The sequence below is a fragment of the Bacillus sp. MUM 13 genome, assembly GCF_001866725.1.
Lineage (GTDB): Bacteria > Bacillota > Bacilli > Bacillales > DSM-1321 > Peribacillus.
In genome coordinates this window covers 102,986-120,038 of the sequence record NZ_MLYQ01000001.1, presented here as the reverse complement: position 1 = coordinate 120,038, position 17,053 = coordinate 102,986, and the positions used below count along the sequence as shown (strand labels likewise).

Below are 17,053 nucleotides of genomic sequence, written 5' to 3'. Positions count from 1 at the left end.
TCTATTCATATTGTATCACTTGGGTTCATTTATAGTGCATGAAAAAAAGCACCCTGTTAAGAGTGACTTTTCATCTGTGTATCAATTTTATAAATAAAAGCAAATACTTCAGCTACAGCCTGATAGAGTTCTTCTGGTATTGCGGTATTGATATCCAGCTTCCCCAGCAGTTCGACCAATGAAGGATCTTCCTGAACAGGAATATTGAATTCCTTTGCCTTTTCAAAAATATTCTCCGCGGTCTTTCCCTTGCCCTTTGCCACAATGACAGGAGCGCTGTTTATTTCCGTATCATATTTCAGCGCGATTGCTTCTTTTCTTTTTTCCTTGGTCATACCCGCAAATCCAATCCTTTATATGGTATTTTCGCACCCTGCCCGAATGAATTGATGCCGGGACCTTGTTCGCTATTGCTCCATGCTGAAAACTTAATAGCGGATAACTGATAGTTCAGGTTTTCTATTTTTCCTTTAAGCAGAGAAATAAATGCCCCTGAAAGCTGTTCAATTTCCCGATGCTGTTCGTTCATAACCGTGATTTTTATTACCCGGTTCTGGACTTTCATGTCGATAACCGTTTCCTTAAGCTGCTGTAAATCCAGGTAAAACAAGATTCTGCAATAATCCGGGTCAATGCTTCCATCTTCTTTTTTGCGTCCGCTCCATTGAATGCTCACATCTGTCTGGAAACCAGGAAGGGCAACTGGAAGCTGCATGTACACATTTTGAAGCGGCCCGTTTTCCTGTGACAATATTTGCTGTGCTGTGATTTTATTTATCAATAGAGCTGCCGTATCCTTCACATCTTTTGGATGATCTTCCGTTACCAGCTGTAAAAGCAAAGATTTCAGCGAAAGAGGATGGTCCCTGAAGGGTTGCCTGCCCGTTTCTTCAGGCTGTCCTATAAAATGTTCATGATTCAGCCCAAGCAGCTTTGCGGCGTCCTTCAAAAACCTTGGTGCAGAAACGTGAGAACTATCAATTTCAGATAATGCGTTTTCCGCCAGGCTGCCTAGTAACAGCAGCTCATTCTTCGGAAGAATATTATCTGCAGGATTTCCATTCATGGCCTTCATCAGCAAGTTTGCTGCCTTCTCAGCTGCCCCTTCTGCTGAGTTTGCGTTCAAAAGCGACAAAAGCAAGGTGCCTTTATCCGGAAATCCCTTTAGTAAGGGCTCATTTTTCTCCAGCAGGTTTTGGACAGCCTGCAGCAGTTTCCTCGGCAGCCCGCCAGTTTCCATATCCGCATTCACCAAGTTTACCGGAATCGCATGATCAGCAGTAATCTCTTCTCCATTTGCTGCTGCTCCTGCATCAAAAGCTGAATTCACTAAGCTGATGAGCCTGTCTAATACGGGTTTTAATGCTTCCTGGTTCCCGGCATTTACTGATTTTGCCCGGGTCAGCATGTTTTGGGCCTCTTTCAAGAAAGGCAAGATCCCGGCTGATTCAGCTTGCGCCTGAAGCTTGGGATTCCTAAACAAATCCCCAATCACTTCAGGCTCCGATTTATCTGCAGATATCAGCCCGGTTTTTTGCAGAATAGAAAATGCGGCTTTATTGTCATCCTCTGATGATAGGGGGTCCATCCAGCTTGCGATAATTGAAGGGAGCGGATCTTTCATCAGGCGCTCTTTGGCAGTGTACATCATTGAAATAATTAAAGAGCGCGTCTTTAAAGACGTTTCAGTATGGCTTCCTTCCAGCTGTTTTAAAAGTCCGCTTAGTACTCTATGAATCGGCTCTCCCTTGCTGTGGGCTAACAGAGCCTGAAATACGTCTTTCACAAAAGGAAGTCCCGAAGTATGCATCGTTTTTATTGCCATAAATGCTTCGCCTTCATTTTCCGCAGTTTTCATCCAGCTTAAAATTTGCTCAAAAGAATCCTTTGTAACAGGAAGCTGATTTTTGAGCATAAACCCTGCAAGATCCATTGATTCCCTGCTTGCCGGAGAGGACAAAAGTTTCAATAGCTGTTCAGCCGAGCCATTGCTCCCTCCTGCTGAATTGGATGTACCCGTATCTATTAGCTTTAGATGTACCATGCCCTGATCAGGCTGCACCTGCAGTAAATAGCTGCTGCCGGCCTTCAGCGGTACATCAAGTGAGGCAATGATCTTCTGTGATCCAATTTGCACTTCTGCCGTTTGGTTCGGAAAAATCTTATTCACCTTTCCCAAGAAAATCTGCCCGCTCTTAAACCCAGGCTTCTGTTCTGGAGTATTTGGCAAAATCGTTTTCATAGATATAAAGGCTGGCTTCATTATCCTATCACCTTTTTACAGTTTTTTCGGCTATCTCCTTTACTGGTGCAAAGCTTCTGCGATGCCATGGGGTCAGGCCATATTTATGCAAGGCTTCTAAATGTCTCTTGGTTCCATAGCCCATATGCTGTTCAAATCCATATTGAGGGAATTTCATGCTATATTGCTTCATCAGCTTATCCCTGGTTACCTTTGCAATAACCGAGGCGGCTGCAATTGAAATGCTTTTCGAGTCTCCTTTTATAATAGAAAACTGCGGAATATCAATCTCCAGTTCCATCGCATCTATTAGCAGATGATCAGGAGCAGAGGATAAATTCAAGATCGCTTCATTCATTGCTTTCTTTGATGCCTGGTAAATATTCAAGGAGTCGATTTCATGACTATGTATTATTCCTACACCGATTGACTCGGCTTCACGTTGTATAACAGTAAAAAATTCCTCGCGTTTTGCTTCAGAGAGTTTTTTGGAATCATTCAATCCTGCCAGATAAAAATCAGGTTTAAGAATAACAGCACAAGCGACGACCGGCCCGCAAAGAGGGCCTCTTCCTGCTTCATCAATTCCGCAGAGTGCCGAGAAGCCTTCCTTCTTCAATGCTTGTTCATAAGTAGACATACTTTGGAACAATTCTTTTTCTTCTTTCAGCTTTGTCAGCTGTTTATCCCATTTTTTTATTAAATCTTTTACGCCTTTTCTTTCATCAAGTCTGCATTCAGCAAGAAAGGCATCTTTTGGATTATGAATGCTTTTTAATTTGTCAGCTATTTCCTTCATTTTTAATGCTGCTGTCAATTTCATCACCTATCATTTTAATTATCGGCCAAGTCTTTCTTATTTTCAGTTTTTCATAGAAAACAGCCGGCAGATACTATGCTAAACTCAAAAAAAAACGGGGTTTTAGAAATAATGATACAGTACTCATTATCTAAATCCCGTTATTTTTATACTCATTCTTCTTCTGTCTGCAAATCTGAAGGTTTTTCGAGAGTCAGCGGCCCCATTTTTTCAGAACGGATTTCTCTAACAATCAGTTCTGCTGTTTTGTCATAATCAACCATTCCGCCTCCTGATAAGCAGCCCCGGAATGTTCCAATGGCATCAAACAGCTCGACAGGTTCTTCTGGCAGGGCTTCGAGGTTGTAGCGGCTTTTCAAACGTTCAGGATATTCTTTCTCCAGAAAGCGCAATCCATATAGTGAAATTTCATGAAGATTTAAAAGGGTATCTTTAATAGCCCCTGTTAAAGCAAGCTTCAAGCCCACTTCCTGATCCTCAAATTTCGGCCATAATATCCCTGGTGTGTCCAGCAATTCAAGCTCTTTTCCAAACTTGATCCACTGCTGTGCTTTCGTCACTCCCGGAACGTTTCCTGTCCTGGCAATATTTTTTTTTGCAAGCCGGTTTATTAGTGTCGATTTTCCCGCATTCGGAATCCCCACAATCATGGCTCTTATTGCCCTTGGCTTTATTCCTTTTGCCTTCATCCTGTCATATTTCGCTTTCAAAAGTTCCTTTGATACAGCAGTAATTTGAGCTAAACCGCTTCCTGACTGAGAATTAATTGCGAGCGCAGTTACTCCCTGCTCCCTGTAATAATCCAGCCATTGTCTGGTTTTTGCCTGATCTGCCATATCTGATTTGTTTAACAGGATAAGTCTTGGTTTATGCTGGATTATTTCATCTATCATCGGATTTCTTGAAGAAGCCGGAATTCTGGCATCCACCAGCTCATATACAATATCAATAAGTTTAAGTTTTTCCGTTACTTCTCTTCTCGCTTTGGCCATATGGCCCGGGAACCACTGTATTGTCAACTGGATCCACCTCTCTTGCTATTTTTTCAGCTAAATCGTTTTAAAACCCTAAAACGATAACGCCTCTATACTATAACTTGGATAGTTGTTCGAAGGGCTTACATTACTGTTTCATCAATTGCTTCTTATCTTGTTCCAGAAAAACCACTTTATACGTGTTTCAGATATATTCAGCCATTCAAGATAGCCTGCTGTTCATGATGCCTTGAATGATATGTATTCCTCATTAAAAAAAGGAGCCTGCAAAACAAGCTCCTTTTAACTCTTTTAGTTTAGGCAATCATTGATATCTTAGCGGCGAATCTCTTTAATACGAGCTTTTTTACCGCGGAGCTCACGAAGATAGTATAGTTTAGCACGGCGTACTTTACCATGGCGAATCACTTCTAGGTTAGCGATTTTTGGTGTGTGTACAGGGAATGCACGCTCAACTCCGACACCGTAAGAAACCTTACGTACTGTGAAAGTTTCGCTGACTCCGCCGCCGCGGCGTTTGATTACAACACCTTCGAATAACTGGATACGTTCGCGAGTTCCTTCAATAACCTTAACGTGTACACGTACAGTGTCACCAGGACGGAATTCTGGAAGATCAGTGCGAAGCTGTTCTTTTGTGATTTCTTGAATAATGTTTTGCATATTTTTTGCTCCTCCCAAAATGCTCTTGCCAATCCATTAATGATTGCAGCGGAACATCGTTATTAGACTTAGGCATCTTGCCAAGTCACGAAACTTATCATAACATACTGCAGAGCCTGTTGCAATAGCTATTCTTCCTCGCCTTGAATTTCCTTCAGCAGTTTTCGCTCTGAATCATTCAATGGGTATCTTTCAAGCAAGTCAGGCCTTCTATTATAGGTTCTTCTCAACGATTCCTTCAGGCGCCATTCTTCTATTTTTTTATGATTGCCTGATGTCAGTGTTTCAGGAACAATCATACCGCGGAAATCAGCCGGCCGTGTATAATGCGGATGTTCCAGCAATCCAGATGAATAAGAGTCTTTAACAGGAGAATCCTCGTTGCCCAGTACCCCAGGCAGAAGGCGGACGACACTGTCTATTATCACCATCGCACCCAGTTCGCCGCCGGTAAGCACATAATCGCCGATTGAGATTTCATCTGTGACCAGATGCTCCCTTATCCGTTCATCATATCCTTCATAATGGCCGCATACCAGGATTAGATGTTCTTCTTTCGCAAGCTCCTCCGCCTTTGTTTGAGTGTAGCGCTCTCCCTGGGGGCATAAAAGGACCACCCTGGGCTTTTTGCCAGCCTGGCTAGTCAAAGCATCGACAGCATCAAAGATCGGCTGAGGCTTCAGCACCATCCCTGCTCCGCCGCCGTAAGGGTAATCATCAACTGTATGATGCTTATTGTCTGCAAAATCCCTGAAGTTTGTAACATGATAGCTTACGGCATTTTTCTCTGCAGCCTTTTTTAAGATAGAAGAGTGCAGGACACCTGAGAACATTTCTGGAAAAATGGAAAGTACATCAATTTTCATCAGTCCAAAAGCCCTTCCATTGGTGTAATGACTATTTTTTGATTAGCAATATCCACTTCTTTAACAATCTGCGGGATATAAGGAATCAAGACATCTTTTCCCGTCTTAGGTTTGATAACCCACACATCATTTGCTCCCGGAGTCAATATTTCTGTTATTTTCCCGATTTCTTCGCCAGTATCTGTGAACACCTCACAGCCGATGATTTCATGAAAGTAAAACTCCCCTTCTTCCAATGTGCCCAGCTGTGACTCTGGAACTTTAAGGATTCCGCCTTTAAAGGATTCTACCTGATTCACGTTGCTGTATCCTTCAAAGGTTAATAAATCAAAGTTTTTATGAACCCGGTGATGCTCGATGGTTAATGGGATTGGCTCACTTTTATTATCCATGTATAAATAAAGGATGTTGCCTTTTTGATAGCGCTCTTCGGAAAAGTCAGTCTTGGAAATAACACGTATTTCTCCTCTGATGCCGTGAGTATTCACGATTTTCCCTACATTAAACATTTTTTCCATGTCTTCACCTCTAACGTATTTCTGAGACTACTCCGTCTTTGACGACAATCGTTTTTGTCCCAATTGTTTCTTCCCAATCTGCACCTATTTCTACTTCTATAATGCTTTGGACTTCTCTCTCCTTCAGCTCGCTTCCAATCGGGAGGATATCCAATTGTTCAATTTGAAATTCGACCAGCTTTATTTTTTCCTGGCGCTGATTAATTTCCTTTTCAAAATGAGTACGAAGGGTTGCAGGCTGGATCGGCCTTGTTTTTTCAAGTTTCTTTAATTCAAACCGCAGCTGCTCAGCTTCTTTCTGGAGCTGCAGCCTTTTTGTTTTATACTTTTCAAGGAGCTTGTTCTTGCTGGACTCTGTTAAAACCTGATTGACAATCACATTTTGGAGAATTTTCACTCCAGCGCCTCCTTTAATGGTATTTTTCAGCATCGGCAACAAGGGTATGTATTATATATTTGGAAAGCCAGTCCTCATATTAGGACCTGATTTTGCAGCAGCTGGCAAAGCAGTTTGTTTTATCCATTTAAAAATATGCAGACGGCTTATTGGAAGAGTTTAGATGTGAATAATTTATATCAGAGAGAGTTCTTTTGGCCGTTTACCATTTGCCTTTAATACATGAATCAGGCAAGCCTGTCCTTCATGTATGCTTCCTTGCTGTACGGGGATACAGACTGTTACGCTGCCTGCTTGCATGGAGGAAAAGAAGATTTATATAGCGAAAAAAGGAAGGGTGTAAGCCCTCCCTTATTCGGAAATCTCCAAATAGATTTTCTTATGCTGTGAAGATCCTGCTGCATATACCACAGTCCGAATCGCCTTTGCAACGCGCCCCTGTTTCCCGATAACCTTGCCCATATCCTCTTTGTTTACAAAAAGAGTATACACGACACGGTCTTCTTCTTCCCGTGAAGTAATGTTTACTTCATCAGGATAATCTACGAGAGCAGAAACAATCGTTTCAATTAATTCTTTCATGAATTAAAACCTTTTACTTGCTGTTTTTTGCATTGTGGAATTTTTCCATAATGCCTTGGTTAGAGAAAAGGTTGCGGACTGTATCAGATGGTTTTGCTCCATCTTGCATCCATTTAAGAGCAAGCTCTTCATTGATTTCAACCTTTGCCGGCTGAGCTACAGGATTGTAAGTTCCTACAACCTCGATGTAACGGCCGTCACGCGGTGAACGAGAATCTGCAACTACGATACGATAGAAAGGAGTCTTTTTTGCTCCCATACGTTTTAAACGAATTTTTACTGCCATTTTAAATAAGCACCTCCGAATAGTTTCACACAAGATAGTATAATATCAAATGTATGGTATGTTTGTAAAGGTTTTTTTCTTAACAGTCATAAAATACCTTAGCGGCCGGCCTAAAAGAGGCCAATCTGCCAGTCCAAAGTCCCAAAATAAGACTTAGAAATCCTTTACATGAACGGGAATTTAAAACCTTTTTTCTTCCCTTTTTGCATGTTTGTAACTTGTTTCATCATTTTTTTCATTTCTTCAAATTGCTTTAAGAGGCGGTTTACTTCCTGAATGCTTGTGCCGCTTCCTTTTGCAATCCGTTTTTTGCGCCCTGCATTGATAATCTCAGGATGCTCTTTTTCATTTTTGTTCATTGAGCGGATAATTGCCTCAACATGGCCGATCTGTTTTTCGTCAATGTTCAGATTATCCATGCCCTTAATCTTATTCGCACCAGGAAGCATCTTAATCAGGTCATCTAATGGTCCCATGTTGCGGACCTGGCCCAGCTGCTCCAGGAAGTCATCAAAAGAAAATGTTGCTGTCCTCATTTTTTTCTCGAGTTCTTTTGCTTTTTCTTCATCAACGTTTGCCTGGGCTTTTTCAATTAAGGATAGCACATCACCCATCCCGAGAATCCTTGAAGCCATTCTATCAGGGTGGAATGCTTCAAGCGCATCCAGCTTTTCGCCCATACCCACAAATTTAATGGGAGTATTGGTGACAGCACGGATGGACAGTGCAGCTCCGCCGCGAGTGTCTCCATCAAGTTTTGTCAGTACCACGCCAGTCAGGCCAAGCTGTTCATTGAAGCTTTGGGCAACATTGACAGCATCCTGCCCTGTCATGGCATCTACTACAAGAAAAATTTCATCAGGTTTTGAAAGCTCTTTAATATCTTTCAATTCATCCATGAGCTTTTCATCCACATGCAAGCGTCCTGCAGTATCAATCAGAACATAGTCATGATGCTCTTCCTTTGCCTTTTGGATGGCTTGTTTCGCAATTTCCACTGGACTTACTTGATCACCAAGAGAAAATACAGGCATACTCAATTGTTTTCCCAGCGTTTCAAGCTGCTTAATCGCCGCAGGACGATAAATATCCGCTGCAACAAGCAATGGCTTACGGTTGTGTTTTTTCCTGAGAAGATTTGCAAGCTTTCCGGTTGTTGTGGTTTTTCCGGCACCCTGGAGGCCTACCATCATAATGACAGTCGGCGGCCGGCTGGACGCAGCAATTTTGCTCTGCTCCCCACCCATTAGCTCTGACAGTTCTTCCTGAACAACCTTAATTACCTGTTGACCGGGGGTTAAGCTTTTTAGCACTTCCTGACCTACTGCACGTTCACTGACGCGCTTCACAAAATCCTTCACGACTTTAAAGTTAACATCCGCTTCAAGAAGCGCCAGACGCACTTCACGCATCATTTCTTTTACGTCAGCTTCGTTCACTTTACCTTTTCCGCGGATTTTTTGCATGGTGCTTTGCAGTCGGTCGGCCAATCCTTCAAATGCCAATATTGCCGCCTCCTAATCTAACTTCTCAAGCTTTGAGAGTGCAGATAAAAGATCATCTTTTGAAAAGGAATCCTTTTCAGCCGAAGCCTTCAGTTCAGCAATCCACTCGTTCAGCTCTTGAAATTTTTGGAATAACAACAGCTTTGCTTCATATTCCTCAAGCATTGCCTCTGTTCTTTTTATATTATCATAAACTGCCTGTCTGCTGATTTCGTATTCTTCGGCAATTTCGCCAAGAGAGTAATCATCCAGATAGTAGAGGGACATATAGCTCTTTTGTTTTTCTGTTAACAACGATTGATAAAAATCAAACAGGTAATTTACACGCGTTGTTTTTTCGAGCATTTGCAGACCCTCCCAGCTGTTAAGTGAAAACACTTTACAAGAATATAGTGTACATTGTTCAAATAGCTCTGTCAAGGGTGAACATTTCTGTCTCATGAAAGAAGTTTTAATAGTCCTTTATTTTAATTTCCCTGTCCGTTCCAGGATGCATGCTAGAACAAATCGTATGCCGGACAGCCGGAACTTGCAGTCATAGAATCAGCAGGCTGCGAGAAGGAAAATACTTATCATTTACATAAAGAAAACCGGAAGGCGGGCTCCTTCCGGTTTTCTTCGGCTGCTATTCTTCTTCGTCAATTAAATTCGAGAATAGTCCATACACATATTTTTCAGCATCAAATGGCTGCAGGTCATCCATGCCTTCACCAAGTCCAACGAATTTAACAGGTATGGAAAGTTCTTTCCGGATGGCAAGGACAATTCCACCCTTTGCAGTCCCGTCAAGCTTTGTCAGCACTATCCCAGATACATTTGTGGCTTCTTTAAAGGTTTTTGCCTGTACTAAAGCATTTTGGCCGGTTGTTGCATCTAAAACAAGCAGCACTTCATGCGGAGCTCCAGGCACTTCCCTTTCAATGACACGCTTGACCTTTTCAAGCTCATTCATTAAATTAACTTTGTTTTGAAGCCGGCCAGCTGTATCACAAATCAAAATATCTGCCTTGCGGGCCTTTGCCGATCTTATGGCATCAAACATGACAGCAGCAGGATCAGAGCCTTCGCCTTGTTTAATCACTTCAACTCCAGACCGTTCTCCCCAGACTTCAAGCTGTTCGATGGCCCCCGCACGGAATGTATCACCGGCTGCAAGCAGGACAGATTTACCTTCTTCCTTGAATTTATGTGCCATTTTCCCGATTGTCGTAGTCTTCCCTACACCATTGACACCCACAAACAAAATGACAGTTAATTCATTTTCCTTGATGTTCAGTGAGGATGAAACCGGCTCATCACCTTGGTAAATGGAAACAAGCTTTTCAGAAATAACCGACTGTACTTCTTTGGTATCAGAAATGTTCTTGCGTTTAACTTCCATTTTCAGCTCATCAATCAATTCCATGACAGTATCAAAGCCAACATCTGCACTGATCAGAATTTCTTCGAGCTCTTCAAAGAATTCTTCATCCACTTTTCTGTAGCGGGCTACAAGGTCATTCACTCTTCCAGTGAATGAATCTCTGGTTTTTGTCAGACCCTGCTTAAACTTGTCAGATACAGAGTCAGTCTGATTCGTAAATTTTTCTTTCAGTTTTTTAAAAAAACTCATTTAAACACTTCCTTTTTGAAATGGTCATTTGCATGGTTTAAAAAGGTGCGTATTCCTCTGTCTCTTCCATACGTACAGATACAAGCTTGGATACGCCAGATTCCTGCATGGTAATTCCATAAAGGACATCCGCTTCTTCCATTGTGCCTTTTCGATGGGTAATTACAATAAATTGCGTATCGCTGCTGAATTGCTTCAGATATTGGCTAAACCTAATTACATTGGCTTCATCCAGTGCAGCTTCCACTTCATCGAGAATACAGAAAGGAACAGGGCGGACTTTTAGAATGGAAAAGAGCAGGGCAATGGCCGTCAATGCCCTTTCGCCTCCTGACAGCAATCCAAGATTCTGCAGTTTTTTCCCAGGAGGCTGCGCAATGATGTCTACCCCTGTCTTAAGCAGGTCGCTTGGGTCTGTCAGCTTAAGCTCCGCTTTCCCTCCTCCGAATAACGCTTTAAAAACGTGTTCGAATTCTGATCGAATTGCAAAAAATGTATCAGCAAAACGCCGTTTCATTTCATCGTCCATTTCTTCAATCACCTGGAATAACGTATCTTTTGCCTGTTGAAGATCATCTTTTTGAGCGACTAAAAATTGGTGCCTTTCTGATACTCTCTCATATTCCTCGATGGCTCCAAGATTCACAGTGCCCAATTCCTCGATGCTAAGCTTAATTAATTTCACCTGTTTTCTTGCATCATCAGGAGCTATGGCAAGCGGATATTTTTCCTTGGCAGCCTCAAATGCAATAAAGTACTCTTCACTTAACTGGTTTAAGAGATTTTCGAGTTCAACATCCAGCCTATTAAGTTTGACTTCCTCATCCTTCACCACTTCAGCCATACCCTTATGCAGCCTTTTTAATTCTCTGGTTTCAAGCTCGATATCATCAAGAAATTCCTGCCGGCTTTTTCGCTCTTCCTTTATTGATGTGATATGCACAAGTGTTTCATTCTTCGTCTGCAGGCATTTCTTAGCTGACTCCTCTAATTTTTCCGCACCGCTTGAACTGTCAGTCATGGCGTTTGCCAGCAGGGATAAATCCTCTTTATATTCAAGTGTTTTTTCTGTTATTTCAGCAAGTTCATGCTGGATACGGCTGTATTTTTCATGCTGATGCTGCAGCTGCTCCTTCTTGGATGCCAGCTTCACTTTCAGTTCACTTGTCTCTTCTGCCAGGCTTTCTTTTGTTTCCTGCTGTATTTTCTTTTTTTCTGTCAACTCGGCAATTTTTAAGTCGAGTCTCTGAATTTCAGCTCCGGAGCTCTTGAGCAATTCCTCAAGTTCATCAAGCCGCAAAGCTTTTTCATGATGGTCCTCATCTGCCGCTTTTTTATCAAGGTCATAGAGATGTAGTCTTTCATTGATATTCTTTTCAAGCAGCTCGACTTCCCGCATCTGGCCATTCAATGACTGTTCCTCAAGACGCAGCTGTTCCCCTTCTGCTCGAATGCCATTAATTTTCGTTTCCAATAAAGCAACATCCGATTTAAGCTGCCTAACATGCTGTTCAAGCTTATTTGTTTTCTCTTCCATTCCGGAAAGCTTGTTTTTAAGCTCTTCAAGTTCTGCTTTTCTGGAAAGAAGTGAAGATGTTTTCTGTTTAAGGGCTCCTCCCGTCATGGAACCGCCCGGGTTAACAATATCACCGTCTGTAGTCACAAATCGATATTTATGGCCAACGAGCTTCGCTAATTCATTCGCACCTTTTAAATCACTTGCGATAATTACAGAGCCAAGAAGGTTAGCAGCGATTGCCTGGTACTGTTTTTCATAAGAAATTAATTCTGCGGCCGTCCCCATAAAGGAAGGATGGCCCTTCATTAGATTATATTGTGATGATGGCACTTCCCTCGGTTTAATAACAGAAAGAGGCATGAATGTTGCCCGTCCATACGAATTTTTCTTCAGGAATGTGATTGCTTGCCTTGCATGCACTTCGTTTTCGACAACAATATGCTGCATAGCCCCGCCAAGCGCCGTTTCAATTGCCAGCTGATATTCCTTTGGAACGGTAATCAGCTCCGCAACAGCTCCCTTAATTCCTTGCAGAGTATGCTTTCCTGCTTTCAGAACTTCTTTAACACCTTGAAAGAAGCCCGCATAATCATCTTCCATTTCCTCAAGCAGTTCTTTTCTTGATCTGGATTGCTGCAGATATTGATATGCCTGGTAGAGGGTGGTTTCCTGCTTTTGATAAGCCGCTTTAGCTCCTTCAAGCTTTCTTTGGCCATCTCTGAATATATGTACATGCTCTTCGATTTTTTTTACAGTTTCGGATCGGGAGGCACTTAGAAGAGATTTTTTTTCTTCAATGGCAGATCTTTCTTCAAGAAATTTTGCATTGTTTTCATCAAGGAGACTGCCTCTTTGAATCCCCTTTGATATTTGCTGTTCGAGATACTGCTTTTCATTTTTTGCAGAGGCCTGTTTATTCAGCCAGTCGATGTAATCGCTCTTCAGCATTTCAATGGTTTCTTCAATATTAGCATTAAAAAGACTAAGGTCATTTTGCATAACCCGAAGCCTGCCTTGGAGCTCCTGTACTTCACGTTCGAGAACCTGCAGTGCTGCACCTTCACGCTTTTTCTCATCATTTAATAAAGTAATCTTCCGGCTTCCCTCTTCAATGGACTTTTCAAGCTGTCCTTTGTTTTGGAAGGCGTTCTTTTTGCGTTCCTTTAATACCTCTTTCCGGCCTTCAAGCTTTTCCAGTTCTTCACTAGCAGCAAGCAAAACACCTTGGTAATGATCACTTGATGCATCAAGTTCTAAAATTTTGCCGCGGATTTCTTCAATCATTTTTTCTTTTTTAGAAAGCTCCGCTGACATTTTCCCTTCAGATTCGCTATGTTCAGCAAAATCCTTAGAAAGCTTTTCCCACTTTTGATGCAAACTTTCTATTTCATAAACGGTTAACGCAATTTCAATTTTTTCAAGCTCTGACTTTTTTTCCAGATATTCCTTCGCGAGAGAGGATTGGATTTTTAAAGGCTCCACTTGGCTTTCCAATTCAAATAAAATATCATTTACGCGGTTTAGGTTCTCCTGGGTTTCTGAGAGTTTATTCTCCGCTTTTCTTTTTCTGGTTTTATATTTCAGCACACCTGCAGCTTCCTCGAAGATCACTCTTCTTTCTTCTGCCTTGCTGCTTAGAATTTCTTCAACTTTTCCCTGGCTGATAATTGAAAATGCTTCCCTTCCCAGACCTGAATCCATGAATAAATCGATAATATCCTTCAGGCGGCAAGGCTGTTTGTTGATCAGGAATTCACTTTCTCCTGACCGATATACTCTTCTCGTGACACTGACTTCCTGGAAATCAATCGGCAGGGAATTCGTCTCGTTATCCAACGTGAGAGTAACTTCAGCAAAGTTCAGTGCTTTTCTTGAGTCGCTGCCCGCAAAAATAATATCTTCCATTTTTACTCCGCGGAGAGACCTTGCGGATTGTTCGCCCAATACCCAGCGTATGCTATCTGTGATATTGCTTTTTCCGCTTCCGTTTGGCCCGACTACAGCTGTAACTCCCTGGACAAATTCCACGGCAATTCTTTCTGCAAACGATTTAAATCCGACAATATCCAGCCGTTTGAGGAACATGGTTTTTCCCCCTCTATGTTCAACCTGCGATGTTGATCATTTCTATAGTTTTTCTTTAAGTATTTTTAAAGCCAATTGTGCTGCCTGCTGTTCTGCTTCTTTCTTGGAACGGCCGATTCCCGCCCCTAATTCTTCACCATTTAATCTCACCTGGGAAACAAACTCCCTATTATGGGCAGGGCCTTTTTCCTGTGAAATTCTGTACTCCAGAATTCCGCTGCCATCTCTTTGGACCAGCTCCTGCAATTGGCTTTTATAATCCATCACATGAGAAAAAGCACCCTCGTCAATCTTAGGAAACACGACTCTTTCTAAAAACACAAGAACGGAATCCAGACCTAAATCCAGAAATAATGCACCTACGAACGCTTCAAATACATCGGCAAGAAGCGCAGGCCGTTCTCTTCCCCCTGTCATTTCTTCACCTTTGCCAAGAAGGACAAGGTCTCCAAATGATAGCTGCGTTGCAAAATCAACAAGAGATGGCTCACAAACAATCGCTGCACGCAACTTGGTAAGTTCCCCCTCGCTCATCAGCGGGTATTTTTTAAAAAGGTACTTGGATATGGTCAGTTCCAATACGGCGTCTCCTAAAAATTCAAGCCTCTCATTGTCTTCATAAGGCTTGCGGCGATGCTCATTCACATAAGATGAATGTGTAAACGCTTGTTTCAGCAATTTTTCATCATGAAAATGAAAGCCTGAGCTCTGCTGAAATTGTTTGAACTTATTTTCCTTGATTGATGGCTTACGTTCATTTGCATTCTTTCTCATGTAACCAATCCTCCACTAAAGCTCAAAAATCACTTGCATATTGCGGCAACATGGCAAAGCCGGCACCGCTGTATGTTACTATCATACATTAATTCTTTACATAAGAGAAAGCCCCGTTATAAAACGGAGCTTTCTGCCAAGAGATCATTTAATTACATAGTGCTTTTTATGTAATTCACAGCATCTCCAACTGTGACAATTTTCTCTGCATCTTCATCGGAAATTTCCATGCCGAATTCATCTTCAAGCTCCATGACCAATTCCACTACATCAAGGGAGTCAGCACCAAGATCTTCTTTGAATGAAGCTTCAAGTTTCACTTCTGCTTCTTCAACATTTAAACGATCGATAACGATCTTTTTAACGCGTTCTACTACATCTGCCACTGCATTCACCTCCCCTCAAGCCATTATAGAGTATTTTAGCTAAATAATAAATCCTTTATTTTAAGAAAAGCATTTGCTTAGCCATTCGGACCACTCAAAATGGGAAAAATCAGGTTACATAACCATTCCGCCATCAACATGCAAAGTCTGGCCTGTCATGTATCCGCTGGCATCAGAAGCAAGAAAAGCAGTCACTGCCGCAACATCCTTGGGATCGCCAAAACGCGACAGCGGGATTTGCGCCAGCATTGAATTTTTCACTTCTTCTGTCAGCTTATCCGTCATATCCGTTGATATAAAGCCTGGCGCTACAGCATTTACTGTTATTCCGCGCGACGCCAGTTCCTTGGCAGCAGACTTCGTCAGTCCTATTACACCTGCTTTAGCCGCTACATAGTTAGCTTGTCCGGGATTTCCGCTGACACCCACAATGGATGCAATATTGATGATCCGGCCGCTGCGCTGCTTCATCATCTGGCGCGTAACAGCTTTTGTACAAAGGAAAACACCTTTTAAATTCGTGTTAATCACATCGTCCCATTCTGTTTCCTTCATTCTCATCAATAAGTTGTCGCGTGTAATTCCTGCATTATTAATCAGGATATCCAATGATCCAAAGCTGTCAATCACATGTTTAGTCATACTAGTAACAGCATTAGCATCTGCTACATCGCACTGAACGGAAAATGCCTGCCTGCCCAATGACCGGATCTCTTCGACAACTTCATTTGCTTTGGCTTCGCTTCCGGCAAAATTCACTGCAACATCCGCTCCCTGCCTGGCCATTTCAAGGGCGATTTCACGGCCTATGCCTCTTGACGCTCCAGTAACAAGTACTTTTTTTCCTTCAAGCAACATATTAATTCCCCCTCAAAGCCTGTAGAGTGTTTTGCAGGCTTTCCTGATCGGATACCGAGTAAACGGAAGCCTTCCTGTCAATTTTCTTAATAAGTCCGCTTAATACTTTCCCTGGCCCGACTTCAACAAATGTATCAACACCCAGTGAAAGAAGGGTGTTTACACTATCTTCCCAGAGGACCGGGGAATATAGCTGTTCAATGAGTTTTTCTTTTATTTCTTCAGGTTTATGTATTGGCTGTGCGGTAACATTTGAGATGACCGGAACTGCTGCATCATGGACAGAAATTGAATCCAGTACTTCTTGAAGGCGTGCAGCTGCAGGCTTCATCAGCTCAGAATGGAACGGTCCGCTCACTACTAGAGGAATGGCGCGTTTTGCTCCTTTTTCCTTAGCAAGCTCCCCTGCCAGCCTGACACCTTCCGCACTTCCTGAAATGACAATCTGGCCAGGGCAATTAATATTTGCCAGCTGCACAGGTTCGCCCTTGGAAGAAATCTCTGCAGTTACCTCTGAAAGCAGCCCGCGTTCCATTCCCAGGATGGCTGCCATAGATCCTGTGCCATTCGGTACAGCATCTTCCATGAATTCACCGCGCCGGCGGACAGAAGTGACCGCATCCTCAAAGCTTATTGCCCCCGAAGCAGCAAGAGCTGAATATTCCCCAAGACTATGTCCAGCTGTATAATCAGGTTTTATTCCAGCCTCGCTTAAAGCCTGAAATAGGGCATAGCTGGTTGTCACTAAAGCCGGCTGTGCATTAACAGTCAGTGTTAGTTCTTCCTGCGGCCCATTAAAAATCAGCCGGGACAGAGGAGCACTCAGTGCTTCATCCGCTTTTTGGAATATTTTCTTAGCCTGTTCATCCTTCTCGAATAAATCCTGGCCCATGCCAACGATTTGCGATCCCTGACCGGGAAATACGAATGCAATTTTACCCATGT

General features: G+C 42.5%; 18 protein-coding genes. All 18 read right to left on the bottom strand.

The features are described from left to right. Window positions 1–56: 56 nt before the first annotated feature. The 18 genes from BIV59_RS00575 to fabD all read right to left on the bottom strand — a co-directional run bounded on the left by BIV59_RS00575 (window position 57) and on the right by fabD (window position 17,051). A complete protein-coding gene (locus BIV59_RS00575; protein ID WP_071349484.1) occupies window positions 57–335 on the bottom strand; it encodes an EscU/YscU/HrcU family type III secretion system export apparatus switch protein in 279 nt (92 codons plus the stop codon). Then, window positions 332–2,263, bottom strand: a complete 1,932-nt coding sequence (locus BIV59_RS00570) for a hypothetical protein (RefSeq protein WP_071349483.1) — start codon at window positions 2,261–2,263, stop codon at window positions 332–334. Before BIV59_RS00570 ends, BIV59_RS00575 begins: the two co-directional genes overlap by 4 nt. Window positions 2,264–2,270: 7 nt before the next feature. Then, a complete protein-coding gene (locus BIV59_RS00565) occupies window positions 2,271–3,041 on the bottom strand; it encodes a ribonuclease HII (RefSeq protein ID WP_139194280.1) in 771 nt (256 codons plus the stop codon). Window positions 3,042–3,214: 173 nt separating this feature from the next. Further along, window positions 3,215–4,081 carry a ribosome biogenesis GTPase YlqF gene (ylqF, locus tag BIV59_RS00560; RefSeq protein WP_071349481.1) on the bottom strand — a complete coding sequence of 289 codons (867 nt, stop codon included), beginning with the start codon at window positions 4,079–4,081 and terminating at the stop codon, window positions 3,215–3,217. Window positions 4,082–4,372: 291 nt separating this feature from the next. Further along, window positions 4,373–4,720, bottom strand: a complete 348-nt coding sequence (rplS, locus tag BIV59_RS00555) for a 50S ribosomal protein L19 (RefSeq protein ID WP_071349480.1) — start codon at window positions 4,718–4,720, stop codon at window positions 4,373–4,375. Window positions 4,721–4,848: 128 nt separating this feature from the next. Then, window positions 4,849–5,586 carry a tRNA (guanosine(37)-N1)-methyltransferase TrmD gene (trmD, locus tag BIV59_RS00550; protein WP_071349479.1) on the bottom strand — a complete coding sequence of 246 codons (738 nt, stop codon included), beginning with the start codon at window positions 5,584–5,586 and terminating at the stop codon, window positions 4,849–4,851. Next, on the bottom strand, window positions 5,586–6,104 hold the full coding sequence (gene rimM, locus BIV59_RS00545) for a ribosome maturation factor RimM (protein WP_071349478.1): 519 nt from the start codon (window positions 6,102–6,104) through the stop codon (window positions 5,586–5,588). The genes trmD and rimM overlap by 1 nt, the downstream gene beginning before the upstream one ends. A 10-nt stretch (window positions 6,105–6,114) precedes the next feature. After that, on the bottom strand, window positions 6,115–6,501 hold the full coding sequence (locus BIV59_RS00540) for a YlqD family protein (RefSeq protein WP_071349477.1): 387 nt from the start codon (window positions 6,499–6,501) through the stop codon (window positions 6,115–6,117). A 351-nt stretch (window positions 6,502–6,852) separates the two neighbouring features. Continuing rightward, window positions 6,853–7,083, bottom strand: coding sequence for a KH domain-containing protein (locus tag BIV59_RS00535; RefSeq protein WP_071349476.1), 231 nt, complete (start codon window positions 7,081–7,083; stop codon window positions 6,853–6,855). A 13-nt stretch (window positions 7,084–7,096) separates the two neighbouring features. Beyond that, on the bottom strand, window positions 7,097–7,369 hold the full coding sequence (rpsP, locus tag BIV59_RS00530; protein ID WP_071349475.1) for a 30S ribosomal protein S16: 273 nt from the start codon (window positions 7,367–7,369) through the stop codon (window positions 7,097–7,099). A gap of 164 nt (window positions 7,370–7,533) precedes the next feature. Beyond that, on the bottom strand, window positions 7,534–8,874 hold the full coding sequence (gene ffh / locus BIV59_RS00525; protein WP_071349474.1) for a signal recognition particle protein: 1,341 nt from the start codon (window positions 8,872–8,874) through the stop codon (window positions 7,534–7,536). Between the two features lie 12 nt (window positions 8,875–8,886). Then, window positions 8,887–9,219 (bottom strand): putative DNA-binding protein, encoded by a 333-nt coding sequence (locus BIV59_RS00520; protein WP_071349473.1) that lies wholly within the window; start codon window positions 9,217–9,219, stop codon window positions 8,887–8,889. Window positions 9,220–9,499: 280 nt separating this feature from the next. Further along, on the bottom strand, window positions 9,500–10,486 hold the full coding sequence (ftsY, locus tag BIV59_RS00515; RefSeq protein WP_071349472.1) for a signal recognition particle-docking protein FtsY: 987 nt from the start codon (window positions 10,484–10,486) through the stop codon (window positions 9,500–9,502). A gap of 37 nt (window positions 10,487–10,523) precedes the next feature. Then, complete coding sequence (smc, locus tag BIV59_RS00510) at window positions 10,524–14,090, bottom strand: chromosome segregation protein SMC (protein ID WP_071349471.1); 3,567 nt, start codon at window positions 14,088–14,090, stop codon at window positions 10,524–10,526. Between the two features lie 42 nt (window positions 14,091–14,132). After that, window positions 14,133–14,864, bottom strand: coding sequence for a ribonuclease III (gene rnc / locus BIV59_RS00505; protein ID WP_071349470.1), 732 nt, complete (start codon window positions 14,862–14,864; stop codon window positions 14,133–14,135). Between the two features lie 152 nt (window positions 14,865–15,016). Beyond that, window positions 15,017–15,250: an acyl carrier protein gene (acpP, locus tag BIV59_RS00500; RefSeq protein WP_071349469.1), complete on the bottom strand. Its 234-nt coding sequence runs from the start codon at window positions 15,248–15,250 to the stop codon at window positions 15,017–15,019. 114 nt (window positions 15,251–15,364) lie between these two features. Beyond that, the gene (fabG, locus tag BIV59_RS00495) at window positions 15,365–16,108 is read right to left on the bottom strand and encodes a 3-oxoacyl-[acyl-carrier-protein] reductase (RefSeq protein ID WP_071349468.1); all 744 of its coding nucleotides are present in this window, start codon (window positions 16,106–16,108) and stop codon (window positions 15,365–15,367) included. Window position 16,109: 1 nt separating this feature from the next. Then, entirely contained in the window at window positions 16,110–17,051 is a 942-nt protein-coding gene (gene fabD, locus BIV59_RS00490; RefSeq protein ID WP_071349467.1) for an ACP S-malonyltransferase, read from the bottom strand. Window positions 17,052–17,053 lie beyond the last annotated feature (2 nt).

Coding starts and splice junctions, on each gene's coding strand:
- BIV59_RS00575 (WP_071349484.1), bottom strand. CDS start 335: ATGACCAAGGAAAAAAGAAAAGAAGCAATCGCGCTGAAATATGATACG.
- BIV59_RS00570 (WP_071349483.1), bottom strand. CDS start 2,263: ATGAAGCCAGCCTTTATATCTATGAAAACGATTTTGCCAAATACTCCA.
- BIV59_RS00565 (WP_139194280.1), bottom strand. CDS start 3,041: ATGAAGGAAATAGCTGACAAATTAAAAAGCATTCATAATCCAAAAGAT.
- rplS (WP_071349480.1), bottom strand. CDS start 4,720: ATGCAAAACATTATTCAAGAAATCACAAAAGAACAGCTTCGCACTGAT.
- trmD (WP_071349479.1), bottom strand. CDS start 5,586: ATGAAAATTGATGTACTTTCCATTTTTCCAGAAATGTTCTCAGGTGTC.
- rimM (WP_071349478.1), bottom strand. CDS start 6,104: ATGGAAAAAATGTTTAATGTAGGGAAAATCGTGAATACTCACGGCATC.
- BIV59_RS00535 (WP_071349476.1), bottom strand. CDS start 7,083: ATGAAAGAATTAATTGAAACGATTGTTTCTGCTCTCGTAGATTATCCT.
- rpsP (WP_071349475.1), bottom strand. CDS start 7,369: ATGGCAGTAAAAATTCGTTTAAAACGTATGGGAGCAAAAAAGACTCCT.
- BIV59_RS00520 (WP_071349473.1), bottom strand. CDS start 9,219: ATGCTCGAAAAAACAACGCGTGTAAATTACCTGTTTGATTTTTATCAA.
- ftsY (WP_071349472.1), bottom strand. CDS start 10,486: ATGAGTTTTTTTAAAAAACTGAAAGAAAAATTTACGAATCAGACTGAC.
- smc (WP_071349471.1), bottom strand. CDS start 14,090: ATGTTCCTCAAACGGCTGGATATTGTCGGATTTAAATCGTTTGCAGAA.
- rnc (WP_071349470.1), bottom strand. CDS start 14,864: ATGAGAAAGAATGCAAATGAACGTAAGCCATCAATCAAGGAAAATAAG.
- fabG (WP_071349468.1), bottom strand. CDS start 16,108: ATGTTGCTTGAAGGAAAAAAAGTACTTGTTACTGGAGCGTCAAGAGGC.
- fabD (WP_071349467.1), bottom strand. CDS start 17,051: ATGGGTAAAATTGCATTCGTATTTCCCGGTCAGGGATCGCAAATCGTT.